26 protein-coding genes and 1 pseudogene are annotated in these 26,080 nt (G+C 66.4%); 20 read left to right on the forward strand and 7 right to left on the reverse strand.

The annotated features are described in order from the left end of the window. Positions 1–128 precede the first annotated feature (128 nt). Positions 129–623, forward strand: a complete 495-nt coding sequence (locus tag A5686_RS07445) for a hypothetical protein (protein ID WP_067932638.1) — start codon at positions 129–131, stop codon at positions 621–623. A 4-nt stretch (positions 624–627) separates the two neighbouring features. Here A5686_RS07445 and A5686_RS07450 read toward each other — a convergent pair whose 3' ends face one another. The 4 genes from A5686_RS07450 to A5686_RS07465 form a co-directional block, all read right to left on the reverse strand. After that, positions 628–1,668, reverse strand: a complete 1,041-nt coding sequence (locus tag A5686_RS07450; RefSeq protein WP_067932640.1) for an LLM class F420-dependent oxidoreductase — start codon at positions 1,666–1,668, stop codon at positions 628–630. Between the two features lie 38 nt (positions 1,669–1,706). Beyond that, positions 1,707–2,057 (reverse strand): ester cyclase, encoded by a 351-nt coding sequence (locus tag A5686_RS07455; RefSeq protein WP_067932642.1) that lies wholly within the window; start codon positions 2,055–2,057, stop codon positions 1,707–1,709. Between the two features lie 31 nt (positions 2,058–2,088). Beyond that, on the reverse strand, positions 2,089–2,928 hold the full coding sequence (locus tag A5686_RS07460) for a dienelactone hydrolase family protein (RefSeq protein WP_067932644.1): 840 nt from the start codon (positions 2,926–2,928) through the stop codon (positions 2,089–2,091). 84 nt (positions 2,929–3,012) lie between these two features. After that, complete coding sequence (locus A5686_RS07465) at positions 3,013–3,210, reverse strand: Rv1535 family protein (RefSeq protein WP_067932646.1); 198 nt, start codon at positions 3,208–3,210, stop codon at positions 3,013–3,015. 580 nt (positions 3,211–3,790) lie between these two features. On the opposite strand from A5686_RS07465, the gene glmS reads away from it, so the two are divergent. The 11 genes from glmS to tsaD all read left to right on the forward strand — a co-directional run bounded on the left by glmS (position 3,791) and on the right by tsaD (position 15,756). Beyond that, positions 3,791–5,677 carry a glutamine--fructose-6-phosphate transaminase (isomerizing) gene (gene glmS, locus A5686_RS07470; RefSeq protein ID WP_067932767.1) on the forward strand — a complete coding sequence of 629 codons (1,887 nt, stop codon included), beginning with the start codon at positions 3,791–3,793 and terminating at the stop codon, positions 5,675–5,677. Positions 5,678–5,784: 107 nt separating this feature from the next. Continuing rightward, a complete protein-coding gene (locus tag A5686_RS07475; RefSeq protein WP_067932648.1) occupies positions 5,785–6,690 on the forward strand; it encodes a DUF4436 domain-containing protein in 906 nt (301 codons plus the stop codon). 105 nt (positions 6,691–6,795) lie between these two features. Further along, the gene (locus tag A5686_RS07480; RefSeq protein WP_067932769.1) at positions 6,796–7,476 is read left to right on the forward strand and encodes a rhomboid-like protein; all 681 of its coding nucleotides are present in this window, start codon (positions 6,796–6,798) and stop codon (positions 7,474–7,476) included. Between the two features lie 126 nt (positions 7,477–7,602). Continuing rightward, positions 7,603–9,024, forward strand: a complete 1,422-nt coding sequence (locus A5686_RS07485; RefSeq protein ID WP_067932651.1) for a bifunctional ADP-dependent NAD(P)H-hydrate dehydratase/NAD(P)H-hydrate epimerase — start codon at positions 7,603–7,605, stop codon at positions 9,022–9,024. 40 nt (positions 9,025–9,064) lie between these two features. Further along, positions 9,065–10,438: a glutamate decarboxylase gene (locus A5686_RS07490; protein WP_156749993.1), complete on the forward strand. Its 1,374-nt coding sequence runs from the start codon at positions 9,065–9,067 to the stop codon at positions 10,436–10,438. A gap of 382 nt (positions 10,439–10,820) precedes the next feature. Beyond that, positions 10,821–11,987: an alanine racemase gene (gene alr / locus A5686_RS07495; protein ID WP_067932771.1), complete on the forward strand. Its 1,167-nt coding sequence runs from the start codon at positions 10,821–10,823 to the stop codon at positions 11,985–11,987. A gap of 52 nt (positions 11,988–12,039) precedes the next feature. Beyond that, entirely contained in the window at positions 12,040–13,089 is a 1,050-nt protein-coding gene (locus A5686_RS07500) for an alpha/beta fold hydrolase (protein WP_197520510.1), read from the forward strand. A gap of 31 nt (positions 13,090–13,120) precedes the next feature. Beyond that, positions 13,121–13,603, forward strand: coding sequence for a tRNA (adenosine(37)-N6)-threonylcarbamoyltransferase complex ATPase subunit type 1 TsaE (tsaE, locus tag A5686_RS07505; RefSeq protein WP_255405003.1), 483 nt, complete (start codon positions 13,121–13,123; stop codon positions 13,601–13,603). Then, entirely contained in the window at positions 13,600–14,223 is a 624-nt protein-coding gene (gene tsaB, locus A5686_RS07510; RefSeq protein ID WP_067932656.1) for a tRNA (adenosine(37)-N6)-threonylcarbamoyltransferase complex dimerization subunit type 1 TsaB, read from the forward strand. The genes tsaE and tsaB overlap by 4 nt, the downstream gene beginning before the upstream one ends. Continuing rightward, complete coding sequence (gene rimI / locus A5686_RS07515) at positions 14,220–14,687, forward strand: ribosomal protein S18-alanine N-acetyltransferase (protein ID WP_067932659.1); 468 nt, start codon at positions 14,220–14,222, stop codon at positions 14,685–14,687. Before tsaB ends, rimI begins: the two co-directional genes overlap by 4 nt. A 40-nt stretch (positions 14,688–14,727) precedes the next feature. After that, positions 14,728–15,756: a tRNA (adenosine(37)-N6)-threonylcarbamoyltransferase complex transferase subunit TsaD gene (tsaD, locus tag A5686_RS07520; RefSeq protein ID WP_067932662.1), complete on the forward strand. Its 1,029-nt coding sequence runs from the start codon at positions 14,728–14,730 to the stop codon at positions 15,754–15,756. On the opposite strand, the gene A5686_RS07525 is transcribed toward tsaD, so the two are convergent. Further along, entirely contained in the window at positions 15,753–16,406 is a 654-nt protein-coding gene (locus A5686_RS07525; RefSeq protein ID WP_231986315.1) for a C39 family peptidase, read from the reverse strand. The two genes, tsaD and A5686_RS07525, sit on opposite strands and share 4 nt — an antisense overlap. Before the next feature lie 268 nt (positions 16,407–16,674). Here A5686_RS07525 and groES point away from each other — a divergent pair, with 268 nt between their 5' ends. Both groES and groL read left to right on the forward strand, forming a co-directional pair. After that, positions 16,675–16,977 carry a co-chaperone GroES gene (groES, locus tag A5686_RS07530; protein WP_067932663.1) on the forward strand — a complete coding sequence of 101 codons (303 nt, stop codon included), beginning with the start codon at positions 16,675–16,677 and terminating at the stop codon, positions 16,975–16,977. Positions 16,978–17,057: 80 nt separating this feature from the next. After that, positions 17,058–18,680, forward strand: a complete 1,623-nt coding sequence (groL, locus tag A5686_RS07535) for a chaperonin GroEL (RefSeq protein WP_067932665.1) — start codon at positions 17,058–17,060, stop codon at positions 18,678–18,680. Positions 18,681–18,765: 85 nt separating this feature from the next. On the opposite strand, the gene A5686_RS07540 is transcribed toward groL, so the two are convergent. Beyond that, positions 18,766–19,155, reverse strand: coding sequence for a nuclear transport factor 2 family protein (locus tag A5686_RS07540; RefSeq protein WP_067932668.1), 390 nt, complete (start codon positions 19,153–19,155; stop codon positions 18,766–18,768). A 363-nt stretch (positions 19,156–19,518) separates the two neighbouring features. Between A5686_RS07540 and A5686_RS07545 the strand changes: the two genes are divergently transcribed. From A5686_RS07545 to A5686_RS07565, 6 genes and pseudogenes are all read left to right on the forward strand, one after another. Further along, complete coding sequence (locus tag A5686_RS07545) at positions 19,519–19,944, forward strand: VOC family protein (RefSeq protein WP_067932670.1); 426 nt, start codon at positions 19,519–19,521, stop codon at positions 19,942–19,944. Positions 19,945–19,996: 52 nt separating this feature from the next. Next, a pseudogene (locus tag A5686_RS28385) lies at positions 19,997–20,080 on the forward strand (hypothetical protein); the annotation flags it as partial. A 252-nt stretch (positions 20,081–20,332) separates the two neighbouring features. Continuing rightward, positions 20,333–20,626: a hypothetical protein gene (locus A5686_RS07550; RefSeq protein ID WP_156749994.1), complete on the forward strand. Its 294-nt coding sequence runs from the start codon at positions 20,333–20,335 to the stop codon at positions 20,624–20,626. A gap of 91 nt (positions 20,627–20,717) precedes the next feature. Next, a complete protein-coding gene (locus A5686_RS07555; RefSeq protein ID WP_067932674.1) occupies positions 20,718–21,305 on the forward strand; it encodes a LysM peptidoglycan-binding domain-containing protein in 588 nt (195 codons plus the stop codon). 124 nt (positions 21,306–21,429) lie between these two features. Next, entirely contained in the window at positions 21,430–22,950 is a 1,521-nt protein-coding gene (locus A5686_RS07560; RefSeq protein WP_067932676.1) for an adenylate/guanylate cyclase domain-containing protein, read from the forward strand. A 98-nt stretch (positions 22,951–23,048) separates the two neighbouring features. Continuing rightward, positions 23,049–24,575 (forward strand): adenylate/guanylate cyclase domain-containing protein, encoded by a 1,527-nt coding sequence (locus A5686_RS07565; RefSeq protein WP_067932678.1) that lies wholly within the window; start codon positions 23,049–23,051, stop codon positions 24,573–24,575. Positions 24,576–24,687: 112 nt separating this feature from the next. Here A5686_RS07565 and A5686_RS07570 read toward each other — a convergent pair whose 3' ends face one another. Continuing rightward, positions 24,688–26,034, reverse strand: a complete 1,347-nt coding sequence (locus tag A5686_RS07570; RefSeq protein ID WP_067932680.1) for a wax ester/triacylglycerol synthase family O-acyltransferase — start codon at positions 26,032–26,034, stop codon at positions 24,688–24,690. Positions 26,035–26,080 lie beyond the last annotated feature (46 nt).

Below are 26,080 nucleotides of genomic sequence, written 5' to 3' on the forward strand. Positions count from 1 at the left end.
AGACCGCTGCGACGCTGCCGGCCGCTGCGCCCGATTCGGAAAGCGCCGCACCGATTTCGCCGAGTCCGCCACCGCCGAGTCCATCACCGAGATCGCCACCGCCGAACCCACCCAGATCGCCCACCGGCATGCCGGGGGCTTCACCGAGCCCAGTTCCCCAGTCCCCCGGCGGCACGGCGGCGACCGGCGGCGGTGGCGGACTCGGCGGCGGCGGTCTGCTCGGGCTGGCCGGCCGGATCGTCGACGCGGTAAGCGGGCTGATCGGATCGGCCGGTGACGGCCTGGACGGCGCGGATCCGTTGAACGAGGGCGAGGACCCTGTCGACGAAACACCCTTCCATGCAGACGATCGTGAGAACCTGGTCGCCGAGAAGACCCCCGATGATCCGGACGACCCCGTCGAAACCAACCGGCCCGTCGAAACCGACGAACCTCAGGCCGAGCCCGACGACACGATCCAACCGGACGAGGCCCCACCGCCGGCGACCACACCTGCACCGCCCGCGCCGACCGTAGGGCCCGCGCCGACCGCTGGTCCCGTCGCCGGACCGGCACCCGCGGCCGACCAGGGATCGACGCCGTGCGAGATTGCCGCCGACCAGCTTCCGCAGGCGGGGCAGTGACCGCTCAGGGCTGCAACTTCAGCGCTTCTTCGACAAAGCGCAGGGATTCGGCGCGGTCGGCGGCCAGCGGATTCACCAACAGCGTGGTCACTCCCGCCTCAGCGAAGGCGGCCATGCGTTCGGCGACATATCCGGGCGGGCCGATCAGCGACATGCCGCGCACCAGCTCGTCGGGCACCGCGTCGATGGCCTCCTGCTTTCGTCCGGACAGGTAAAGCTCCTGGATCCGGTCGGCGACCTCCCCAAACCCATACCGCGTCGCCAGATTGTGGTAGAAATTGCGGCCTTTGGCGCCCATCCCGCCGATGTAGAGGCCCAGCTGTGGCTTGACCCACGCCAGGCGATCGTCCACGTTATCCCCGATGGCCAACGACGCGTGCACCATCACATCGAGGGGCCCCAATGCGGGATCACGCTTGGCGGCACCGGCCGCCAGCGACTCGCCCCAGATCGACGCGGCCTTGTCCGGCAGGTAGAAGACCGGCTGCCAGCCCTCCGCGATCTCGGCGGTGAGCTCGACATTCTTTGGGCCCAGCGCGGCGATGCTGACCGGAATGCGTTCGCGCACTGGGTGATTGATGAGCTGCAGAGACTTGCCCAGACCCGTCCCGCGATCCGGGGGCAGCGGCAGCTGGTAATGCTTGCCGTCGTATCGCACGCGTTCGCGGCGCCACACCTTGCGGCAGATCTCCACGATCTCGCGGGTGCGGCCGATCGGGGCGTCGAACGCGACGCCGTGGAATCCCTCGATCACCTGCGGTCCGGAGGTGCCGATGCCGAGGCGGAATCGCCCGTCGGACACGTAGTCCAGCCCCGCGGCGGTCATCGCCAGCAGCGACGGCGTGCGGATGTAGATGGGCAGCACCCCGGAAGCCAGCTCGACGGTGTTGGTCTTGGCGGCCAGATAGCCCAGTTGGCTGATGGCGTCGAAGGCATACGCCTCGGCCACCACCACGACTTCGATACCCGATTTTTCGAGTTCGACCACGCGGTGCACGGCCTCGTGAAAGCCACCCGAATAATTCAGCGCGATCCCGATTCGCATGAATGACACTTACCACGCTGTCGCGCGGGCCGGGGCGCTCAGCCCGCCGAAGTGCCCGTCCAGTATTCGGCGAACCGTTGGCCGTCGGCGGCAAGGCGAAGGATGTCGTTGCCGGTGAACGAGACCGGTCCGTCCGGACCGAGACCGGTGCCCACCCAGCGCCCGGCAACCAGGTCGCCGTCGGACAGTGGACCAATCTCGACGGCAAAACTCAATTCCGAGAACATGTTTCGCGTTTGCTCAATGATCTGCGCAAGCTCCTGGGGTCCGCACACCTCGCGGCCGGGCCAGTGACCTACGAAGTCGTCGGTGACGATCTCTGCCGCGATGGGCTGGCCGTTCCACAGTTCGATGATCCAGCGGTCGTAGAGCGCTTGCACGGTCGACATAGAAGGCGATTACCCCCTCGGCCGTGCCGCCTCACTTCAGCAGCGCGACGATCTTGTCTTCCAGTGGAATCGCTTCGGCCTCGGGGTCGATCACATCGGTGCCGGGCAGGTGCATTTGCGGATCGGCGAAATCGCGATATTCTTCGTCGCCGCCCAGGGTGTAGAGCAGGTAGCCGGTCAACAACGCCCGGACCGACCGTTGGGTGCGCCGGTGCGCACCGGCCAGCCCCAGCACCTTGGTCAGCCGTCGGCCCTCGATCAGCCCACCGGGTTGGGCCTTGCTGACGATGCGCAGCGTCGCCCCGTCCCAGGCATTGGCCAGCGCAAACGCGTTGGAATACAACGTTTTCGGATCGCCGGGCGCGGTGAAGATCACCCCGGGAACATTCAGCGTCGCCGCCGGCTGCTGGGCCGGCGGGCTGGTGACGCTGGGGAAGATCGCCGCCGCTGCGGCGGGCTTGGTGGGCATCCCGGCCGCGGCGAACACCGCCGCCGAGCCGCCGAAGCCGTGACCGGCCACGCCGAGCTTGGCCGGGTGCACGCTGATCTTGCCGGGGCCCAGGCGCACGCCCGACACGATGTCCAGGGCGGTGCCGAGATCGGACGCGAAGTTCAGCACCGAGGGAGCCAGGCCGCGCTGGGTGTCGGGGGCGCCGGCCACGATGCCCCATGACGCCAGATGCTCGAGCAAGTTCGAATAGCGGGCCGCGCTGGTGAGCCAGTCGTGGCCGAACGCCACGCCGGGCAGATTCATCCCCTCCTCGGGGGTGTACACCACCCCCGGCAAACCCGCAAAGGCCAGGTCGCCACGCAAAACCCGATGGGGGCCACGGCGGCTGAGAGCTGCGACGAGCTTGCGGGTACGGGCCACGCGTCGACGTTAGCGCATCGCAATCAGGCGCCGGGGGAGAAGGAACGCCGCCCGGCTTGCGAACGCCGGTGCGCGGAGCCCCGGCTAACTCGTGACCTCGATGACGCCCATTCGCCACAGGGCCGCGTAAAGCTGGCGCAGCGGGACCGACAGCAGTTGGGCGGTCATATCCGTCAAGGGGTTGCCGGAGTTTGCCGACGCCCCAGGACGCGGCCTGGGTTTCTGCGGGGTTGCCGGCGCGATGGGGGCGGGCACCAGATCGTCGTAGCGAACTGCGGTCATTTCTGCCTCCTGATGGCGCCCGGTCGCGGTCGGAGAAAGTTACGCATCTCAATGCGACCCGGTGCACAACTCCCCGTCAACAATTACTGACAATTGAATTCATGGCTCAGCTAAAAGCGCGATCTCAGGTAGCTGATATGTCCGACCCGTAGCCGACAAAAGCCCTGATTGCAGACGGTCCTTCCGAGGTTTGAGGTTTTTACGGTATTTGCTGATATTTGGAAGATTAAAGTGATGCGCGCGGCAGATGTCGTGGCGAATAACAATGTTTCGAATACATCAGGTGAATTACTGTGACGAGGGAGTGAATGAACGTCAGCGTCCTGCTGCGGGATACGCCCCGCCAACCGGCCAGGAAGCTGTGGGTTTGGGCACCGCGATACGCGCGTTCGCATTGCTCGAGCGTTCCGGTGAAGGTGTAGGTGCGCTGCACAAACATGACCACGGCTCCGATGTGCTCGGCGAGCCGGAGGGAGAACTGGCGGTAGGGTCGGTCAAACAAGCCTTTCGTGCAGGTGGGCGGCCTAACCATGACCTCGGAGTGCGGGGCCGGTGCTGCACCTGCACTACCCTGTTCAGAATGTGCGGAATTGTCGGCTATGTCGGGCAGCGGCCCGCCTGTGAGGTCGTCATGTCCGCGCTGCGTCGGATGGAGTACCGGGGCTACGACTCGTCGGGCGTCGCCTTGGTCGATGGCAGTGGCCCCTCGGCAGGCACCCTGACGGTCAGCCGTCGTGCCGGCCGGCTGGCCAACCTGGAAGAGGCGATCGCCGAAATACCGGCGTCGTCGCTGACCGGAACCACCGGCCTGGGCCACACCCGATGGGCCACCCACGGACGCCCAACGGACCGCAACGCCCACCCGCATCGCGACGCCGCCGGCAGGATCGCGGTTGTCCACAACGGCATCATCGAGAACTACGCCAGCCTGCGTCATGAGCTGGAGACTCAGGGCGTGGAGTTCGCCAGCGACACCGACACCGAGGTGGCGGTGCATCTGGTGTCGCAGGCGTACCGGGATGGCCCCACCGCAGGCGATTTCGCCGCATCGGTGCTCGCCGTACTGCGCCGCCTGGACGGCCACTTCACGTTGGTGTTCGCCAACGCCGACGACCCCGGCACCATCGTCGCCGCCCGCCGCTCCACCCCGCTGGTGATCGGCATCGGCGACGGGGAGATGTTCGTCGGCTCCGACGTGGCGGCCTTCATCCCGCACACCCGCAACGCGATCGAACTCGGCCAGGACCAGGCCGTGGTGATCACCGCCGATGGCTACCGGATCACCGATTTCGACGGCAACGACGACCTGGGACCCGCGGCATACCGCGAGTTCCATATCGATTGGGATCTGGCCGCCGCCGAAAAGGGTGGCTACGAGTACTTCATGCTCAAGGAGATCGCCGAGCAGCCCGCGGCGGTGGCCGACACCCTGCTGGGACACTTCGTCGACGGCCGGATCGTCCTGGACGAACAGCGGCTGTCCGATCAGGAACTCCGCGAGATCGACAAGGTGTTCGTGGTGGCCTGCGGGACGGCGTATCACTCCGGCCTGCTGGCGAAGTACGCGATCGAGCACTGGACGAGGCTCCCGGTCGAGGTCGAGCTGGCGAGCGAATTCCGGTACCGGGACCCGGTTCTGGACCGCAGCACCCTGGTGGTCGCCATCTCGCAGTCCGGCGAGACCGCGGACACCCTCGAAGCGGTCCGGCACGCCAAGGAGCAGAAGGCCAAGGTCTTGGCGATCTGCAACACCAACGGCTCGCAGATCCCCCGTGAGTGTGACGCCGTGCTCTACACCCGTGCCGGCCCCGAGATCGGGGTGGCCTCGACCAAGACGTTCCTGGCTCAGATCGCCGCCAACTATCTGGTCGGGCTGGCCCTCGCGCAGGCCCGCGGGACCAAGTACCCCGACGAGGTACAGCGCGAATACCACGAGCTGGAGGCGATGCCGGATCTCGTCGCGCGGGTCATCGCGACGATCAAACCGGTGGCCGCCTTGGCCTATCAATTCGCCCAGTCCCCGACGGTGCTGTTCCTGGGCCGCCACGTCGGATACCCGGTGGCGCTGGAAGGCGCGCTGAAACTCAAGGAATTGGCGTACATGCACGCCGAGGGATTCGCCGCCGGAGAGCTCAAGCACGGCCCCATCGCGCTGATCGAAGACGATCTGCCGGTCATCGTCATCATGCCGTCCCCCAAAGGATCGGCCGTGCTGCACGCCAAGTTGTTGTCCAACATCCGCGAGATCCAGGCCCGCGGTGCGGTAACCATCGTCATCGCCGAAGAAGGCGATGACACCGTGCGCCCGTACGCCGACCACCTGATCGAGATTCCGTCCGTGTCAACGCTTCTGCAGCCGCTGCTGTCGACCATCCCGCTGCAGGTGTTCGCCGCGTCGGTGGCCCAGGCCCGCGGTTACGACGTCGACAAGCCGCGAAACCTGGCCAAGTCCGTCACCGTTGAATAGGCGCGCATAGCTCGCGCCCCTTCGCCCCTATCACCGGCGGACACCCAGCCGATCCATTACATTGCCCTGGGGCAGGATTCGCGGCAGGTGGGATGGCGGGAGCAACTATGCGAGCGGCCGGCACGAAATACGGCGCCGTAGGCCTTGTCGTCCTGATCCTCGCGGCATACGTGGTGGCCGTCGCGATGTACGCGCAAAGCGGTACTGGCCGGCGTCTGGATGTTGCCGCCCCAACGGTCGAAGGCGACAAGCCGTCGGCGACAGTCAACGTCGAAGACATTCAATCCAACAACAGCGTGCTCGCGGTCAATCTGGCGTTCAATCCCGGATCGGCGTTGTTGGACCCCAAAACCCGCCACCTCAAGGAAGATCTGAGTCTGCGCGTCAGGTCCGCCGCGATGCCCTCCCGGCACACCTGGACCAAGGGCATGCTTCCCGGCCTGATGGCCGTCCCGCTGACCATCGCCGGCCAGATCGAGCGCTGGCCCTTCGATCAATACCGGTCGGGGCCGATCGAGGTCGAAATCTTCCATGGGCCTGACACCGACCGGGCGCCCGAGCGTGTGCCGGTCACTTTCGTCGATCACCTTTCGGGATGGCGGCTATCCGCCACCAGATCCCAGGCGGACGGCCCCTACCGACTGAACGTGCGGCGCTCGCTGAGCACCGCGGCGTTCGCCGTCGTGATCCTCGGCGTGCTCATCACGATCGCCAGCCTGGCTCTGGTCGTGGCGATTCAGACGGCGCGGAATCGGCGGCCGTTTCAGCCACCGATGACGACGTGGTACGCGGCGATGTTGTTCGCGGTGGTGCCGCTGCGAAACGCGCTACCCGGCTCGCCGCCCTTCGGCAGCTGGGTCGATATCACCGTCGTCATCTGGGTCCTGCTCGCGCTGGCGATCTCGATGATCCTGTACATCGGCTGCTGGTGGCGGCATTTGCGCCCGGTGCCCGCCGCGGCGGGTCCGACCCCCGCACCGGCGGATCCGGTCGCCTCGCCGCCGGAGGAGTAGCCGATCGTCGGTGGCGTGTTTGCCGCCGAAGTCGTCCGGCGGACTGCCCAGCGTGCGAAGGTTGATGTCGTGGCGCATCCATCGGTTCGCAGTCGAGTGCGCAGCATGACGCTGGTGGTCTGGCATTTCGTCATCACCGCGCCGCTGACCTACGGCTGGCTGTTGGTGCTGATGATCACGACGTTCATCCAGAACCATCTCACCGGCCAGGAACTGCACTCGGTACTGCTGCACCGCTCCACCAACATTCACGAGCTCGGCAGTGACCCGCTCGCCGTCCTGTTCTCCAGCCTGCTGTGGATCGACGGCAAAAAATTCGAGCCCTACCTCCTGCTGTTCACCCTGTTCCTCGCGCCGGCCGAACACTGGCTCGGCCAGCTGCGCTGGCTCACTGTCGGATTGAGCTCGCACATCCTTGCCACCTACATCAGCGAAGGCATCCTCTACTTCGCGATCGAGGAACACGACGCCCCGCAACGGCTGGTGCATGCCCGCGACATCGGGGTCAGCTATTTCCTCGTCGGCGTGATGGCCGTGCTGAGCTACCACATCGCCCGGCCGTGGCGCTGGGGATATCTCGGGGTCCTGTGCATCATCTTCGGTTTCCCGCTGATCACGATGGGCAGCGAATTGAACTTCACCGCCATCGGGCACTTCACCTCGATCCTCATCGGCTTGTGCTTCTACCCGATGACGCGCACGCGCTCCAGGCGCAACAGCCCGTTGAGCCCCGCGCGCCTGCAGGCCATGGCGCGCCGCAACGTGCCGCCAAAGCCCTCGACCTGATGCCGGCACCGGAGGGCACCGAAACACCGTGGGCGCCAAGCCACTCCGCAGCGGTGCCGGTCGCCGTGGACGCAGGCCTGCCGAGCGCGGCTGTCCACCGCCACGTGGACACGTAATCTGACTCTGATGCGCCATTACTACTCCGTAGACGCGATCCGCCAGGCCGAGGCGCCTCTGCTGGCCAGCCTGCCCGACGGTGCGCTGATGCGCCGGGCGGCTTACGGGCTTGCCACCGAAATCCTCGGCGAGTTAGCCGCCCGTACCGGTGGGGTAGCGGGTCGACGCGTGTGCGCGGTCGTCGGCTCTGGAGACAACGGCGGTGACGCGCTGTGGGCGGCCACCTTCCTGCGCCGCCGCGGCGCGGCCGCGGACGCGATCTTGCTCAACCCCGAGCGCACCCATCGCAAAGGCATGGCGGCGTTTTTGCGGGCCGGCGGCCGCATCGTCGAAGGTGTCTCCCCGACAACAGATCTCGTCATCGACGGTGTGGTGGGGATCTCAGGCTCCGGAGCGCTGCGACCCGCCGCGTCCGAGGTGTTCGCCGCCGTCGACAACGCGAGAATCCCGGTGGTCGCCGTCGACATCCCCAGCGGCATCGACGCGGCGACCGGGGCGATCACCGGCCCCGCGGTGCACGCCGTGCTGACCGTCACCTTCGGCGGGCTCAAACCCGTGCACGCACTCGCCGACTGCGGGCGGGTCCGGCTGATCGACATCGGGCTCGCTCTTGCGAACACCGACGTGCGGGGCTTCGAGACCGCCGACGTGGCCGCCCGCTGGCCGGTGCCCGGGCCCCACGACGACAAGTACACCCAGGGCGTCACCGGCGTGATGGCCGGCTCGTCGACGTATCCGGGTGCCGCCGTGCTGTGCACCGGCGCCGCCGTCGCGGCCACCTCCGGCATGGTCCGCTACGCCGGCAGCGCGCACCGCGAGGTGCTCGCGCACTGGCCCGAGGTGATCGCCTCGCCCACCCCCGCATCGGCCGGACGGGTGCAGTCCTGGGTCGTCGGGCCCGGATTGGGCACCGACGACGTCGGGGCCGCGGCGCTGTGGTTCGCGCTGGAGACCGACCTGCCGGTGATCGTGGACGCCGACGGGCTGACGATCCTGGCGGCCCATCCCGAGCTGGTGGTCAACCGCACCGCCCCGACGGTGCTGACTCCCCACGCGGGTGAATTCGCCCGGCTGGCGGGTAACCCGCCCGGTGAGGACCGGGTGGGTGCGTGCCGCAAGCTGGCCGACATGTTCGGCGCCACGGTTCTCCTCAAGGGCAACGTCACCGTCATCGCCGATCCCGGCGGCCCGGTCTACCTCAATCCGGCCGGGCAGTCGTGGGCGTCCACGGCCGGCTCCGGTGACGTGTTGTCCGGCATGATCGGCGCGCTACTGGCGTCGGGTTTGCCGCCGGTCGAGGCGGCGGCCGCCGCCGCCTTCGTGCACGCGCGCGCGGCGGCGCTGTCGGCCGCCGACCCGGGTCCCGGAGAAGCGCCCACCTCGGCATCGCGCATGGTGCCGCACATCCGAGCCGCCCTGGCCGCCCTGTAGGAGTCGTTGAAAGGATTTCGTTGTGCCCCAACACCCGTCTATGCGCGCACACTCAATCGCCCCGGCTTACACCGGCCGCCTGTTCACCGCGCCGGTACCGGCGCTGCGGATGCCCGACGAGTCGATGGACCCGGAGGCCGCGTACCGCTTCATCCACGACGAGCTGATGCTCGACGGCAGCTCACGGCTCAACCTGGCCACTTTCGTCACCACCTGGATGGATCCCGAGGCGGGCCGGCTGATGGCCGAGACGTTCGACAAGAACATGATCGACAAGGACGAATATCCGGCGACGGCGGCCATCGAACAGCGCTGTGTGTCCATGGTGGCCGACCTGTTCCACGCCGAGGGCTTGCGTGACGACGACCCGTCCAGCGCGTGCGGGGTATCCACCATCGGGTCCAGCGAGGCGGTGATGTTGGGCGGTCTGGCGATGAAGTGGCGGTGGCGGGCAAAGGTCGGCTCCGGAAAAGACGGCTGGAAGACGCGCACCCCCAACCTGGTGATGGGGTCCAACGTCCAGGTGGTCTGGGAGAAGTTCTGTCGCTACTTCGACGTCGAACCGCGCTACCTGCCGATGGAGGAGGGGCGTTACGTCATCACGCCCGAGCAGGTCATCGACGCCGTCGACGAGGACACCATCGGGGTGGTGGCGATCCTGGGCACCACCTACACCGGCGAACTGGAGCCCATCGCCGAGATCTGCGCGGCGTTGGACAAGCTGGCCGCCGGTGGTGGGGTGGACGTTCCGGTCCACGTCGACGCCGCCAGCGGGGGATTCGTGGTGCCTTTCCTGCACCCCGAGCTGAAGTGGGACTTTAGGCTGCCCCGGGTGGTCTCGATCAACGTCAGTGGCCACAAGTACGGGCTGACTTATCCGGGCGTCGGGTTCGTGGTGTGGCGCGGCAAGGAGTACCTGCCCGACGATCTGGTGTTCCACGTGAATTATCTGGGCGGCGACATGCCGACGTTCACGCTGAACTTCTCCCGGCCCGGCAACCAGGTGGTGGGCCAGTACTACAACTTCCTGCGGCTGGGCCGCGAGGGCTACACGCAGGTCATGCAGACGCTGTCGTCGACGGCGCGCTGGCTGGGTGAGCAGCTGCGCAGCGGAGAACACGCCGAGTTGATTTCCGACGGTTCGGAGATCCCGGTGGTCAGCTTCCGGCTTTCGAGGGACTGCGGGTACACCGAGTTCGACGTCTCCCACGAATTGCGCGGCTACGGCTGGCAGGTGCCTGCCTACACCATGCCGGACAACGCCACCAACATTTCGGTGTTGCGCATCGTGGTGCGCGAGGGACTGTCCGCCGACTTGGCCCGGGCCCTGCACGACGATGCCCGTGCCGCGCTGGCGTCGTTGGACAAGCTCAAGCCGGGCGGCCACTACAGGGCCGAGCACTTCGCGCACTGAGCCCGTCCTACGGGGTTGTCACACCGGCTGTGTCACATCGGTGGCGCCGCACGGGATGTGTCACACGGATGCGTCCCGCCGAATGAGTCACGGCGGCCACAGCGGTGGCGGCGGAAGTCATGTGCGCGATTGCCCGCCTCACAGCGACAACGAGCCCATGGGCCATTGACGTCGCGATTTGTCGCTGAAAGGCGGGCAATCGTCGGTCAGATTCCCGGCGGGGCGCGTGTGACGCCTGTGATTACTGCGACGAAGCCATCCTGGCCCGTTGCGGTCCGCCCGCCGTCGGCGAACGATGTGTCCGACCCGTTCTGGGACAATGGCTGCTGCGAACTGGCAGACAGCCAACCAACAGACAGACGAGAGCGGGAGCGCGACTTTTTTGGCCGTTACGCCGATATCCCTGACACCGGGCGTCCTCGCCGAGGCCCTGGTCGACCTGGGCGCGATTGAGCACAACGTGCGCCTGCTGGGCGAGCAGGCCGGCGGCGCGCAGGTGATGGCCGTGGTCAAGGCCGACGGCTACGGCCACGGAGCCGTCCAGACGGCGCGCGCCGCGCTGGCCGCGGGGGCCACCGAGTTGGGTGTCGCCACCGTCGCCGAGGGTCTGGCTCTGCGCGCGGCCGGAATCGGAGCGCCGGTGTTGGCCTGGCTGCACCCGCCCGGCATCGACTTCGGGCCCGCGCTGCTGGCCGACATTCAGATCGCCGTGTCGTCGGAGCGCCAGCTCGAGGAGGTGCTGGACGCGGCGCGCCGCACCGGCCGGACCGCGGTGGTGACCGTCAAGGTCGACACCGGGCTGAACCGCAATGGGGTATCGCCGGGGCAATACCCGTCGATGCTGACCGCGCTGCGCCGAGCCGTCGCCGAGGAGGCCATCACGCTGCGGGGGCTGATGTCGCACATGGTCTACGCCGACCAGCCCGCCAACCCAGTGAATGACCTTCAGGCCCAACGATTCGGCGACATGCTGGCGCAGGCGCGTGACCAGGGTGTGCGGTTCGACGTCGCACACCTGTCGAATTCGTCGGCCACGATGTCTCGTCCCGACTTGGCCTTCGACATGGTGCGCCCCGGCATCGCGATATACGGGTTGAGTCCGGTGCCCGAGCGCGGCGATATGGGTCTGGTGCCCGCGATGACGGTGAAATGCACTGTTGCCCTGGTGAAGTCGATTGGCGCAGGGGAGAGCGTATCCTACGGCCACACCTGGACCGCCCAGCGCGACACCAACCTCGCGCTGATCCCGGTCGGCTACGCCGACGGCGTCTTCCGGTCGTTGGGCGGTCGGCTGGAGGTCATGATCAACGGCAGGCGGCGACCGGGCGTCGGGCGGATATGCATGGACCAGTTCGTCGTCGACCTCGGCCCGGGACGCACCGACGTGGCCGAAGGCGACGAGGCGATCCTGTTCGGGCCGGGCGTCAGTGGTGAACCCACGGCACAGGACTGGGCCGATCTGCTCGGCACCATCCACTACGAAGTGGTGACCAGCCCCCGCGGCCGGATCACCAGGACCTACCGCGAGGCGCGAACCGTTGAGTCCTGAGAAATCCCGCAGGCGCCGCAAGGGCAGGGCCTGGCTTGCGGGAGGTGCGGGGGTGACGGCCGTCGCCACCATTATCGGGGCGTCGGCGCGCCGGTCGATCACCCAGCGCTCCGCGGTCGAAGACCTGTATGCCCATGAGGATTTCAACAGGCTCGAAGACGACACCAGCGTGGTGGTGACCACTCCCGACGGGATTCCGCTGGCGGTCCGCGAAGCCGGTCCGGCCGACGCACCGCTGACCATCGTGTTCGTTCACGGATTCTGTTTGCAGATGGGCGCCTTTCATTTTCAGCGCACGCGGCTGCCCGATCAGTTGGGACCCGACGTGCGGATGGTCTTTTACGACCAGCGCGGACACGGCAGATCCGGCGAGGCGGACCCCGAAACCTACACGCTGACCCAACTCGGCAGGGACCTGCAGACCGTGCTGAACGTGGTGGCGCCGCGTGGAATGATCGTGTTGGTGGGCCACTCGATGGGCGGCATGACGGTGTTGTCGCATGCCCGCCAATTCCCCGAGCAGTACGGGCGCCGAATAGTGGGCGGCGCGCTGATTTCCTCCGCGGCCGAGGGTGTTGCGAGGTCACCACTTGGTGAGATACTCAAAAACCCTGCGCTGGAAGCAGTCCGGGTTGCGGCGCGGTCCGCGCCCAAGCTGATGCACCGCGGCCGCAACGTGTCCCGGTCGTTGATCGGCCCGGTGCTGCGGGCCGCCTCCTTCAGCGACCTGCAGGTCAGTCGGAGCCTGGACGCGTTCTCCCAGCGCATGATGAACAGCACCCCCATCCCCACCATGGTGGGTTTCCTGGACGCGTTGGAAAAGCATGACGAGACCGCCGGGCTGTGGACGCTGCTGCGCGTCCCGACCCTCATCGCATGCGGCGACCACGACTTGCTCACCCCGGACGAGTATTCGCGAAAGATGGCCGCCAGCCTGCCGCAGTCCGAGCTGGTCATCGTCGCGGGGGCCAGCCATCTGGCGCTGCTGGACAAGCCCGACGCCATCAACGGCGGGCTGGTCCGATTGGTCAGGCGAGCCACCCCGGGCAAGGTGGCGCTGCGGATGCGACGGCTGCGAGAATGGTTGCGGCGCCGTGGCTAAGTCCGGTGGCGGCGACCCGCCGCGCCCGGCGGTGCCGCGCTCGCGATCGCCGCAGGGCGAGGGCACCGCGACGCTGGAGCACGTCGAAGACACCATGGCGCTGGGGTCGCGACTGGGGCAACAGCTGCGGGCGGGCGACGTGGTGGTGCTCTCCGGTCCGCTCGGCGCGGGAAAGACCGTGCTGGCCAAGGGAATTGCCGTGGCAATGGATGTCGACGGGCCAGTCACCTCACCGTCCTACGTGCTGGCGCGGGTGCATCCGGCGCGGTGCCCGGGCGCCCCGACGCTGATTCACGTCGACATGTACCGGTTGCTCGACCAGACCGGCCACCAGGGAGCAGACCTGCTCGGCGAGCTCGATTCGCTGGACTTGGACAGCGATCTCGACGACGCTGTCGTCGTGGTGGAATGGGGCGAGGGTCTGGTCGAGCGGCTGGCCGAGCATCATTTGGATATCCGGCTGGAGCGCGTCACCGGATCCGATGTGCGGATCGCCACCTGGAGGTGGGCATGAGCATCGTCCTCGCGCTCGACACCTCCACCCCTGCCGTGACGGCCGGACTCGTGCGCCGTGAAGACCTGTGCGTGCTCGCCGAACGGGTCACCGTCGACGCCCGCGCTCACGCCGAACGGCTCACCCCGAATGTCGGTGCGGCCCTGGCTCATGCGGAGTTGACGATGGCCGACCTCGATGCCGTCGTGGTGGGCTGTGGCCCGGGGCCGTTCACCGGCCTGCGAGCCGGGATGGCCACCGCCGCCGCCTACGGGCACGCGCTGGACATTCCGGTGTATGGCGTGTGCAGCCTCGACGCCATCGGCGTGCGAACCCCCGGGGACACGTTGGTGGTCACCGACGCCCGTCGGCGCGAGGTCTACTGGGCCCGCTACCGCGACGGCGTGCGCACCTACGGGCCCGCGGTCAACGCCGCGACCGACGTCGACCCGGATACCGCTGCGGCCGTTGCAGGATCACCCGAGCACGCCAGCCTGTTCGGTTTGCCGGTGTGCGGGCCGCGCTGCCCCACCCCGGCCGGATTGGTTGCAGCGGTAGCTGATTGGTCCGCCAATCCGCCGCCACTGGTGGCCCTGTATCTGCGTCGGCCCGACGCCAAACCGTTGGCGGCACGGCAATGACCGCCCACAGCGAGGCCGTGACGGTCGGCCCACTGACCCGCGCAGACGCGCGCCGCTGCGGCGAGCTCGAGGCGGAGCTCTTCGACGGAGACGATCCCTGGCCCGCCGCAGCTTTCCACCGCGAATTGGCCAGTGTGCACAACCATTACGTGGGCGCGCGGGTCGGCGAGACGCTGGTCGGCTACGCTGGGATCTCGCGGCTCGGCCGCACCCCGCCCTACGAGTACGAGGTGCACACCATCGGCGTGGATCCCGCATACCAGGGGCGGGGGATCGGCCGCCGGCTGCTCGACGAGCTCCTGACCTTCGCTGACGGCGGCGCGGTTTACCTGGAAGTCCGCACCGACAACGAGGCGGCCATCGGGCTGTACACCAGCGTCGGGTTCGCGCGGATCGGCCTGCGCCGCCGCTACTACCGCGTCAGCGGCGCCGACGCGTACACGATGCGCAGGGAGGCCTTGTGACACGCGTGGACGACGATGCCAAGCGAAGCGTGGAGCGCTCATGACAACTGTCCTCGCGATCGAAACCTCTTGCGACGAAACGGGAGTCGGCATCGCGCGGCTGGACGCCGATGGCACCGTGACGCTGCTGGCCGACGAGGTGGCTTCCAGTGTTGACGAACACGTGCGGTTCGGCGGCGTGGTCCCCGAGATCGCCTCACGCGCACACCTGGAGGCGCTGGGGCCCGCCATGCGCCGCGCGCTGTCGACCGCCGGCCTAAAGAGGCCCGACGTCGTCGCGGCCACCATCGGGCCCGGGTTGGCCGGCGCCCTGCTGGTGGGAGTCGCTGCGGCCAAAGCGTATTCGGCCGCCTGGGGGGTGCCCTTCTACGCGGTGAACCATCTGGGCGGACACCTGGCCGCCGATGTCTACGAGCATGGGCCGCTGCCCGAGTGTGTGGCGCTGCTGGTCTCCGGCGGCCACACTCACCTGTTGCATGTCCGTTCACTCGGCGAGCCGATCGTCGAGCTCGGCAGTACGGTCGACGACGCCGCCGGCGAGGCTTACGACAAGGTGGCGCGGCTGCTGGGCCTGGGTTACCCGGGCGGCAGGGTCCTCGATGAGCTTGCCCGTACCGGTGATCGCGACGCCATCGCGTTCCCGCGCGGTATGTCCGGGCCGCGCGACGACCCGTACGCGTTCAGCTTCTCCGGGCTCAAGACGGCCGTCGCGAGATACCTGGAAAGCCACCCGGACGCGGTGAACGCCGATATCGCCGCGGGGTTCCAGGAGGCCGTCGCCGACGTGCTGACCCGAAAGGCGGTGCGCGCGGCGACCGACCTCGGGGTCTCGACGCTGCTGATCGCGGGTGGAGTGGCCGCGAATTCACGGTTGCGCGAGCTGGCGGAGAAGCGCAGCGCGTCGGCCGGGCTGACCCTGCGGATCCCCAAGCCCAGGCTGTGCACCGACAACGGGGCAATGATCGCGTCCTTCGCCGCTCACCTGGTGGCCGCCGGGGCGCCAGAGTCACCGTTGGACGTGCCCAGCGACCCCGGGCTGCCGGTGGTCCGCGGCCAGGTGGTGGCCTAGGCGACGATGAGCAGGTTGTCGCTCGTAGCCCAGGCCTGGGTGAAGGTGGCCAAGGGGATCTGCTCGTTGCGGCCGCTGGGGGTGCCGCTGTCGTTGAGATGAACGATGTTGTTGCGGGTGTCGACGCCGGTGACGACGACGGCGTGGTCGGCGTTGGTCCGCTGTCCTTTGCCTGGCGGGTAGTTCCAGATGGTCTCGGCGTTGATCGCCGCGATCACCTTGCGGCCGCTGGCCAGGTCCCGCTCCATTCCTTGCAACGTGTTGCCCGTCGTCAGCTGGGATTGCACGCCGTACCTGCTCAGGAGCAGCACCATGTCTTGCGGCGAGGTCCCGTCAAAAAGGTAGACGCCGCCGTGGTGCACTTCGCTTTTGGTGAACACGCCGCGTAGCTCGATGCCGACCTGGCTGGGTTCTTTACCGGAAACCTGTCCGACCACGTCGGCGACTGCCATCAGGCCGCAGTCTTCGCCGATCTGATAGCGCCAATAGGGCGCCGCGGCCTGAGGGTTCCCGTACATCTGGCCGTTCGGGTCGGCGTGAGCTGCCCCGGTCAACCCGGTGCAGCCCGCTAAGAGCGCCATGGAGGTTGCCAGAGCCGCGGCCGCGCCATTGGCCCGCCAGATGCCCAAGTGCACAGATTTATTATTCACTTCGGCCGATTTACGCAAAGTGACTCGCCGCGACGACCGCGGCTCACATAGGAAGCAGCAGGGCGCCCTTGAGTGCTAGCACTCTCATGTATAGAGTGCTAGGTGGCAATCGGCCAAGCCCTGTGCCGGCACCCGCGACGACGGCGCTCGGGCAAGGACGGATGCCGAACACCTGATAACTCGACCGGTTCGGGGCCAACCCGTATCGGCCGTCAACTCCGGTCCGGGCGCGTCCCGGACCCGACCCAAACAGTGGAGGGCTCCAATCGTGGCGAAGGTGAATATCAAGCCACTCGAGGACAAGATTCTCGTGCAGGCCAACGAGGCCGAGACCACGACCGCGTCCGGTCTGGTCATTCCTGACACCGCCAAGGAGAAGCCGCAGGAAGGTACCGTCGTCGCAGTCGGCCCCGGCCGGTGGGACGACGATGGCGAGAAGCGCATCCCGCTGGACGTCTCGGAAGGCGACACCGTCATCTACAGCAAGTACGGCGGCACCGAGATCAAGTACGGCGGCGAGGAGTACCTGATCCTGTCGGCACGCGACGTGCTGGCTGTCGTCTCCAAGTAAGAACCGTGTTCCGCCCCGGCGATCCCCGCGTCCTGCGCGGGCGATTTCCGGGGCGGCATGCGTTTGGGTGAAGGAGCCTGATGAGCAAGATCATTGAATATGACGAGACAGCGCGCCGTGCCATCGAGGCGGGCGTGAACACGCTCGCCGACGCGGTGCGGGTGACGCTCGGGCCGCGCGGCCGGCATGTGGTGCTGGCCAAGGCATTCGGCGGCCCGGCTGTCACCAACGATGGTGTGACCGTCGCGCGTGAGATCGAGCTGGAAGACCCGTTCGAGAATCTGGGCGCCCAGCTGGTGAAGTCGGTGGCGACCAAGACCAACGACGTCGCGGGCGACGGCACCACGACCGCGACCGTGCTGGCACAGGCGCTGGTCAAGGGCGGCCTGCGGCTGGTTGCCGCGGGCGCCAATCCCATCGAACTGGGCGCGGGGATCAGCAAGGCCGCCGACGCCGTGTCCGAGGCGCTGCTGGCGTCGGCCACCCCGGTCTCGGGCAAGGACGCGATCGCGCAGGTGGCGACCGTGTCCTCGCGCGACCAGCTGTTGGGTGAGCTGGTCGGCGAGGCGATGACCAAGGTCGGCACCGACGGTGTGGTGACCGTCGAAGAATCCTCGACGCTGAGCACCGAGCTCGAGTTCACCGAGGGCGTCGGTTTCGACAAGGGTTTCTTGTCGGCCTATTTCGTCACCGACTTCGACTCCCAGCAGGCCGTACTGGACGACCCGGTGATCCTGCTGCACCAGGAGAAGATCAGCTCACTGCCCGACCTGCTGCCCATGCTGGAGAAGGTCGCCGAATCGGGCAAGCCGCTGCTGATCATCGCCGAAGACATCGAGGGCGAGCCGCTGGCGACCCTGGTGGTGAACTCCATCCGCAAGACGCTCAAGGCCGTCGCGGTCAAGGCGCCGTTCTTCGGTGACCGCCGCAAGGCGTTCCTGGAGGATCTGGCGGTGGTGACCGGTGGCCAGGTGATCAACCCCGACGCGGGCCTACTGCTGCGGGAGGTCGGCACGGACGTGCTGGGCTCGGCCCGCCGTGTGGTGGTCAGCAAGGACGACACCGTCATCGTCGACGGCGGCGGCTCCAAGGAGGCGGTGGCCAACCGCGTCAAGCAGCTGCGCGCCGAGATCGAGGCAAGCGACTCTGACTGGGACCGCGAGAAGCTGCAGGAGCGCCTGGCCAAGCTGGCCGGCGGCGTGGCCGTGATCCAGGTGGGAGCGGCCACCGAGACCGCGCTCAAGGAACGCAAGGAAAGCGTCGAGGATGCCGTCGCAGCCGCGAAAGCGGCTGTTGAGGAAGGCATCGTCGCGGGCGGCGGCTCGGCACTGCTGCAGACGCGCAAGGCGCTGGACGAGCTCCGCAAGTCCCTGACTGCCGATCAGGCATTGGGCGTCGACGTCTTCTCCGAGGCGTTGGCGGCGCCGCTGTACTGGATCGCCACCAACGCCGGGCTCGACGGCGCGGTCGCGGTGCACAAGGTGACCGAGCTGCCCAACGGGCACGGGCTGAACGCGGACAAGCTGACATATGGCGACCTGATCGCCGACGGCGTCATCGACCCGGTCAAGGTCACCCGCTCGGCGGTGCTCAACGCGGCGTCGGTGGCCCGGATGGTTCTCACCACCGAAACCGCGGTGGTCGAGAAGCCGGCCGAGGCCGACGATGACCACGGCCATGGCCACGGGCACCACCACCACTGAGTAGTTCCAGCGAGATGCCCCCGGATCATGATTGGTCCGGGGGTGTTTCAACTCTGCTGCAAGGCAGCGTGGCGTGACCGACGCCTTAAGATTTTGCGGCAGCTGCGATCTGGTCGGTCGCCGATTTCAGATCGTAAGCTTCCCGCCACTGCTGAATTCGCCCGCTTTCACCCAACTCGAAGACTGCCATGACAACGCTGCTAATGAGGCTGCCGCGAACAATCGAGTTCGAGACCTGTTCGACCATGACGGTCCGCCCACGGCCGACGAGCGTCTTGATATCAACCTTCACGCCTCCCACTGCAGTGAGCTGGGCCGCCAATTCGACCTTGATGGCCTCCGCGCCGTCGCGGATTCCTTGCGGACCGTCGACCCATTGGGCATCTTCGTTGAAGAAGCTGCCCAATTCATCTGCTTTCGGGTCAGACCAGGCGGCAAAAAACCTTCGGACAACCGATTCTGGTGAGTCGCTCATTGGATCATCCCGGTGCACGTCGGAAACTCCGACGATGATTGGCAAGTGGTTTCAGCGAATTTATCAAGATGCTGCCGTTTGCGAAGCTGAAGTGAAACGGAAGCACCCCTGAGGAGGGCTGGGATGTTTCGTGCAGCGTGCTCCCAGTGGTCGTGATGGTGACCGTGGTTGTCGGGGCCTGTGGTATTTCCTGCACCACCGAGACGGCGGTCGTGGACAAGCCCGCCGAGCCGGGCGAACGACGGCCACGGCCACGGCCACGGTCATCACCACTATCACTAGCGGTAGGTAACGAGACACCCCCGGCTTATCGGCCGGGGGTTTTCGTTTTACCTCACTGCCATCAATGGCACCATTTAGGTCGTGGGTCGTGATCGTCCGCACCTGGCCGGACTGCATCACCTCGGGATTTCTGTGACGAACCTCGAGCGCAGCATGGGCTTCTATCGCGACGTGCTGGGAGCGGATCTCTTGGTTGGACCGCACGGCGGCACGAGCGCGTCGTTTATCGGTCGCATGGCCATCCTTTCCCTGGGCGGATGCATCTTTGATCTCTATGAACATTCAGGTAACGGGGGAGAGCGGTTCCACCCAACACGTACCGGCCTCGATCACTTCGCATTGACGGCGACGTCTTTGGATGAGTTGCACGCGTGGGCGACTTGGCTCGACGTCCGCGGCGTGGCGCGGTCAGCCGTTCGGGAAGCGGCGGACGGTCGCGCGCACATCTTTGACTTCGTCGATCCTGATGGAATCCAGATCGAGTTCATACACCTAGATCTCGCTTAGACGAAACACCGCTGCGCGTTGAACGGAAATGTTGGGCGGTGGTACATCTCGCACCACGGAGACGGCGGTTGTCGACAAGCCTGCTGAGGAGGAGGACGAGCACGGCCACGGTCATCACCACGGCCACGCGCACTGATTTCTGCCGAGTAGATGCAAAAGCCCCCGAAAAGCGTTGTGTTCGGGGGCTTTTGCGTCGTGTCGTAATCGATTGCCGCACGCCCATCATCGGCGGGGCAATGAGCCATCGCCGAGGTCCGGCATCAGTGGCATCGTTGATGCCGACAGTGCCCGTTCAAGGTCCCGCCTGACACGGAAGAACGGGTCGTTGACTTCGCAGCAGATCGGGATAAAGCTCCCAGCGAGGCGTTTCCCGAGACGAAGGCTGACGATGACCCAAACTGACGACCGGCCCAATTCCTATGCGATGAACGCAGAAGACCAGTACCGAATCGAACGGCTCTACGAAGAGACCAGGAGTCGGCTGGAGGAGATTGCGCTGATCGGCGCGCGTGTGACCGGGACCGCACTTACCGGTGACATCGTGCGGAAGTTCGCTCCCGTCGCCAAAACCCACAGTGCACCGGACGTTGACGTAGAAATCATCTGCGGGCCTAGCGGAACGTGCGGCTGCATCTACCGGGACGACAACGGCCAGTGGAGGTGGCAGTATCCCTGCGCCTAGGACGGCCGCAATCGCCATCTGAAGTCACAGTGGCTCGCGTCACTTACGTGTGCGACACGCTCATACCAGCAGTTGTCCCCTAGGAGGCGCCATGAGCAGAACATATAAAGTCCAGGCCGGCGACACACTGTCAGGGATCGCGCAGCGGTACTACGGCGACTCCACGTTGTTCGGTCTCATCGCGACCGCCAACCAGCTGGCCGACCCCAACAAGATCACCGTCGGGCAGGTGCTGGCCATCCCAGACATCCCGAAACACTGGGACGTCGTGCAGGTCACCTGGAACAGCACGATCAGCAAGACCGGTTTCCTAGTGATCAAGATTCCGTGCAAAGTACCCGCGGGAATGCGGTTGGTGATCGAAACCGTGTCGGCGCGATCTGTAAATCAGAAAGGCATGCTTTCCCCGATGGCACTCGGCGAGGTCAATGAACCGCTGGGATGCATCAATACGCCGTTGGCATTTTTCCCCTGGATCCAAAGCTTTCTCAGCGAGGATTTCGAGGACAAGGGAAGGGACCGCTGGTTCGGCTTCCACACCCCTACGCGGCTTTATGTGAACGGGCCCGTCGACCACATCACCTTCAGCTCCGGGTTCATCGGGCTGGAGAACAACACAGGATATGCCAAGGCCGAGGTATGTGTGACCGGCTATCTGGAGGCGGCCCCGCCCGGCTGATCGGCACCCTCCCGGGCTTGCCGGCCGAGGAGGAAGACGGCCGCGCCCACGGTCATCATCACCGCCACCAGGTAGTCCCGAAGAAACACCCCCGGCTCACCGCCGGGGGTGTTTCGTTATCGGCATGGATCGCATCTGGCAATCGGTGTGGGATCGGTACAAATCCAGGTATTCGTGGGCATGCTGGGCTCTGACTCTCCCCCTGGCCCTCCCGGTTTATCTCGCCTGGTCGTTGGGCATCGTCGCTTTCGAGAAGTCCGATCGCTACACCGAGGCGGCCGCGGTGACCGTGGTCGCCGTGCTCGCCTACCTGTACGTGGTGGTATTTCCTGGCGGCAAGGATCCTCGCCTCATTGAGCGGTGGGCCGCGGGTGACGGCGTTGATCGAGAGTGCGCACTGCGCGCCACCTACAGCTATGGCCGCAAAGTGATTGCGAGGGGGGTGTTCGTCACCTTTGTCTCGATCGCGGCGCTGTTCGTCGGTGTCGGGATGATCGCCGGAGCGAGTGGGCCGCGGCTCGTCCAGTACGCGATACTGGGCGCCATTGCCGGAACTGCCGGCCAGTTGATCACTGTGCACAGCTACGTCGAATCGACCCTGCGGCCGGCCAGGGCCGCGATCGCCGCCGATACCGATATCGGCGATTCCCTGCCCCGCTCTCGCCCGGCGTTCGGCACGTGGACCAACGTGGCCATGCTTGGGGTGGGGTTCGCGTTCGCCGTCGCGGGCGCGATTCTGGGAGCCGTGTTAGACGTGGCCAGGCACGGCCCGGTCCTCGCCATGGTGATCGGTGGTGTACTGGTGCTCCTTATCGGGCCGTCGCTCTTTGCCGCGTATTCGCCGCTCCTGCAACCGATTCGCGATCTCGCAGCCGGAACTGAGCGCGTCGCGGCTGGTGATTTCAGCCGACGCCTGCCGGTTGTGCAAGATGACGATCTCGGCGCGCTGGCGGCGTCTTTCAACCGGATGCAGGCGGGTCTTGCTGAGCGGCAGCGGCTTCAGGCCGCGTTCGGAACTTACGTCGACCCGGCCCTGGCGGCGCGGCTGCTCGAGCAGGGTGACGACGTCTTCACCGGCGAGCGCCGTGAGGTGACGGTGATGTTTGTCGACGTTCGCGATTTCACCCCGTTCGCCGAGGCGAACACCGCCGAGGACACGGTCGCCCGGCTTAATGCCCTCTTCGAAATCGTGGTGCCCGCCGTGGTCGACGCAGGGGGCCACGTCAACAAGTTCCTTGGCGACGGCGCGCTGGCCGTGTTCGGTGCACCCAACGATCTCGCCGATCATGCCGGAGCGGCGGTGACCGCAGCGGTTCTGATTCATCGCCTCGTCGCTGAGCGTTTCGAGGGTGCGCTTCGGATCGGCATCGGCGTCAACACCGGTCTGGTGATCGCAGGCACCATCGGGGGCGGAGGCAAGCTCGAATTCACCCTGATCGGCGACACCGTCAACGTCGCCGCCCGCGTCGAGCAGCTCACCAAGACCACCGGGGACGCAATCCTTCTCACCCAGCAGACCATCGACGCCTTGGTTGCTCGACCGCACGGGCTCGTCGATAAGGGGTTGCATGACCTGAAGGGCAAGTCGGCCGCCGTGAACGTCTTTGGGCTCGACCCAGCAGTGGCTCTGGCCGAGGACAGATGACAGGCTTACTGCCCGGTTTAGCGCGGGCGATGTTTCATTTGCTGGCCGAGGTTGGCGAAGGCTCCCCGGGCATCGGTGACCGCGTTTAATCTCGCGCCATGGACCGTATCTGGCAATGGGTGTGGGATCGGTACGGCCCGCACTACTCGTGGGCGATCGGCGCGGTGCTCTTGCCCCTGATGCTGCCGATCTTCCTTCTCCCGTCGTTCTGTGTAGTCGCGATCGAGGGGTCTGATCGATATGTTGAGACCGTCGTTGTGAACGTCGTCGCCGGGCCGGTGCTGGTATACATGCTCGTGCTTCCCGGCGCGGGCCTGAGCCGGCTCGCAGATCGTTGGGCGGCGGGTCAGAATATCGATCCGGCCCGGGCGTTGGACTCCACCTACAGGTGGGCTCGTCGCACCATCGCCCGAGCGGTGGCGGGCACCGCTGTCTGGGCCGCCGTGTTGTTGGTCGTCGTGGGCGGCATCGCCGGGGCGACGGGCTGGCGGCTTGTCCATTACGGAATCGTGGGCGCCGCCCTCGGCACTGGCGTGCAACTGATCGGCGTGCACAGTTTCGTAGAAGGCGCGCTACGGCCGGTCAGGTCCGCTATCGCCGGCGGCACCGGGATCGGTGACTCGCTGCCTCGCTCTCGTCCGAGCTTTGCGACATGGGCAAAAGCCTCGATGCTCGGGGTCGCGTTCGTATTCGCCCTCTCGGGTGCGTTGCTGATGGCGGTTTTCGCGCGGTCTGGACACTTTGCGCTGCTCTCCCTCGCGATCGCGACCGGGATGATCCTCTGCTTCGGCATACCGATCACCGTCGGCGCAGTGTTCGCCCCGTCCCTGCGGCCGATTCGCGACCTCGCCGAGGGAACGGAACGTGTTGCGGCGGGCCGCTACAGTCAGCGCTTGCCGGTGGTTCAGGACGACGACCTTGGCGCGTTGGCCGCGTCGTTCAATCGCATGCAGGCGGGATTGGCTGAGCGGCAACGACTTCAGAGCGCGTTCGGGACGTATGTCGATCCGGCGTTGGCGGCGCGGCTATTGCGGCAGGGCGATGATGTGTTCACCGGGGAGCGCCGCGAGGTGACGGTGATGTTCGTCGACATCCGTGACTTCACGCCATTCGCCGAGACGAATACCGCTGAGGACACCGTCGCGCGGCTCAATGCCTTGTTCGAGATCGTCGTGCCGGCCGTCGTCGAGGCCGGTGGGCATGTGAACAAATTCCTCGGGGACGGCGCCTTGGCGGTGTTCGGCGCCCCCAACGACCTCGCCAATCACGCCGACGCCGCGGCGGCCGCCGCAGCGCTGATTCATCGTCTGGTCGCGGAGCGATTCGACGGTGAGCTTCGCATCGGCATCGGTATCAACACCGGTAAGGTGATCGCCGGAACCATTGGCGGTGGGAGCAAGCTGGAGTTCACCCTGATCGGGGACACCGTCAACGTCGCCGCCCGCGTCGAGCAGCTCACCAAGACCATCGGTGACGCGATCCTCCTCACCCGGCAGTCCGTCGATGCGCTGCATTCCCGGCCAATCGGACTGACAGACAGGGGATTTCACGCTCTGAAAGGAAAGTCGGCTGAGATACAGCTCTTCGGGTTCGACTCGGCGGTGACTCCGGTCGACGGCCGATGACATGGCTGAGTGCTCACCACCGAGACGGTGGTCGTCGACACGCCGGCCGAGCAGGAAGACCACGGCCACGCTCACCATCACCATTACGGAGTTGGCAATTGCTGACCCGAAGTCATAGCCCGACAGCTCGCTCCAGATCTTTGAGTGACGTCTCCAGGTGGGTCAGTAGGTGCTGCAGGTGTGGCACGGCGCGGCGGCATCCGACAAGGCCGAAGTCAAGGGTGTCGCCGTTGCCCACCAGCGTGATGTTGAGAGCCTGGCCGTTGGCCGCGATGGACATCGGATAGGTGCCCTGGAGTCGAGCGCCGTTAGCGTACAACGGGGTTCTGGCGCCAGGGACGTTGGAGATGGTGATATTGAACGGCGGCGGCGAGACTGACATTCCCGTCACTCCGCCCAGGACGACCGGCGAGAGCAACGACATCCCCAATGCTATCGCCTGCGGTCTGGGCAGTTGCGCGAGGACCGCCTTATTGTTCCGCATGCACGTGCTGATCGTCGCGAGACGACGGCCGGGGTCGTCGATATGCGTCGCCAGGTCGGCCAGCACAGCTGAGACCGCATTACCGCCGGCGGCGTTGTCGGAGGTGCGTAGGCTAACCGGAACCATTGCTACCAACGGCTTTTCGGGCAGCGCATTCTGATCGGTGAGATACGCACGCAGAGCGCCGGCGCACATTGCCAGTATCACGTCGTTGACGGTGGTGCCGGCGGCGTTCTTGACGTCCTTGATGCGCTGCAGCGACCAAGACTGCGCTGCGCAGCGCCGGGCACCGCTGATCGGGACATTCAGCATGGTGCGCGGTGCTCGAAACGGCAATGCCAGCCGCTGTTCGAGCAGAGCCGAGCGCGCCAAGCCCATCGTCGCGACGCCAACGCGTGGAATCGATTTGATGGACCCGGCCAGACTCTGCAGCGGCGACGAAGCGGCGTGACCGTCGGCGCGGTTCGGCACCGCCCATGGGGCGCGGATCTCCGCGTCGAGTGCATCGGCGCTGAGCGAACCCTGAAGTAAGTTGATCGCCGCTATCCCATCGACGAGGCCGTGGTGAATCTTGGTGTACACCGCGAAGCGTCCGTCGGTCAGCCCTTCGATTACATGCGTCTCCCACAGCGGACGTTGCCGATCAAGCATGCTTGAATGCAGCCGCGAAGTCAGTTCGAGCAATTCCTTTACCCGACCCGGACCCGGCAGTGCCGAATGCCGCACGTGGTAATCGAGATCGATATCGCTCGCCGAGGACCAGCCGACGCTCAGGCCTCCAGGGATTGTCGCCGGATGTCTGCGGAAGAGGGTCTGCACTTGGTCGGAGGCGCGAAGCGCCTCGTAGTACTGGCCGGCAAAATCCGGCCCGGCATCCTGCGGCGTCTCGAATAGCTGCAACCCGGCGACATGCATGGGGTGGCGGGGCGACTCGGCGAGCAACATCATCGACTCGACCGGTGAGATCAGGTTCATGGCTTGTCCTTGCGTGGCTGGTGGCGTTGCTGGTCTGAGCAAAGTA

This window comes from Mycobacterium sp. E2479, from assembly GCF_001667925.1.
Taxonomy (GTDB): domain Bacteria; phylum Actinomycetota; class Actinomycetes; order Mycobacteriales; family Mycobacteriaceae; genus Mycobacterium.

Bases quoted from the DNA above. Each gene is read 5' to 3' on its own strand.
- A5686_RS07445 (WP_067932638.1), top strand. From the start codon at position 129: ATGCCGGGGGCTTCACCGAGCCCAGTTCCCCAGTCCCCCGGCGGCACG.
- A5686_RS07450 (WP_067932640.1), bottom strand. From the start codon at position 1,668: ATGCGAATCGGGATCGCGCTGAATTATTCGGGTGGCTTTCACGAGGCC.
- A5686_RS07455 (WP_067932642.1), bottom strand. From the start codon at position 2,057: ATGTCGACCGTGCAAGCGCTCTACGACCGCTGGATCATCGAACTGTGG.
- A5686_RS07465 (WP_067932646.1), bottom strand. From the start codon at position 3,210: ATGACCGCAGTTCGCTACGACGATCTGGTGCCCGCCCCCATCGCGCCG.
- glmS (WP_067932767.1), top strand. From the start codon at position 3,791: ATGTGCGGAATTGTCGGCTATGTCGGGCAGCGGCCCGCCTGTGAGGTC.
- A5686_RS07475 (WP_067932648.1), top strand. From the start codon at position 5,785: ATGCGAGCGGCCGGCACGAAATACGGCGCCGTAGGCCTTGTCGTCCTG.
- A5686_RS07480 (WP_067932769.1), top strand. From the start codon at position 6,796: ATGACGCTGGTGGTCTGGCATTTCGTCATCACCGCGCCGCTGACCTAC.
- A5686_RS07485 (WP_067932651.1), top strand. From the start codon at position 7,603: ATGCGCCATTACTACTCCGTAGACGCGATCCGCCAGGCCGAGGCGCCT.
- A5686_RS07490 (WP_156749993.1), top strand. From the start codon at position 9,065: ATGCGCGCACACTCAATCGCCCCGGCTTACACCGGCCGCCTGTTCACC.
- tsaB (WP_067932656.1), top strand. From the start codon at position 13,600: ATGAGCATCGTCCTCGCGCTCGACACCTCCACCCCTGCCGTGACGGCC.
- rimI (WP_067932659.1), top strand. From the start codon at position 14,220: ATGACCGCCCACAGCGAGGCCGTGACGGTCGGCCCACTGACCCGCGCA.
- tsaD (WP_067932662.1), top strand. From the start codon at position 14,728: ATGACAACTGTCCTCGCGATCGAAACCTCTTGCGACGAAACGGGAGTC.
- groL (WP_067932665.1), top strand. From the start codon at position 17,058: ATGAGCAAGATCATTGAATATGACGAGACAGCGCGCCGTGCCATCGAG.
- A5686_RS07540 (WP_067932668.1), bottom strand. From the start codon at position 19,155: ATGAGCGACTCACCAGAATCGGTTGTCCGAAGGTTTTTTGCCGCCTGG.
- A5686_RS07550 (WP_156749994.1), top strand. From the start codon at position 20,333: ATGACCCAAACTGACGACCGGCCCAATTCCTATGCGATGAACGCAGAA.
- A5686_RS07555 (WP_067932674.1), top strand. From the start codon at position 20,718: ATGAGCAGAACATATAAAGTCCAGGCCGGCGACACACTGTCAGGGATC.
- A5686_RS07560 (WP_067932676.1), top strand. From the start codon at position 21,430: ATGGATCGCATCTGGCAATCGGTGTGGGATCGGTACAAATCCAGGTAT.
- A5686_RS07565 (WP_067932678.1), top strand. From the start codon at position 23,049: ATGGACCGTATCTGGCAATGGGTGTGGGATCGGTACGGCCCGCACTAC.
- A5686_RS07570 (WP_067932680.1), bottom strand. From the start codon at position 26,034: ATGAACCTGATCTCACCGGTCGAGTCGATGATGTTGCTCGCCGAGTCG.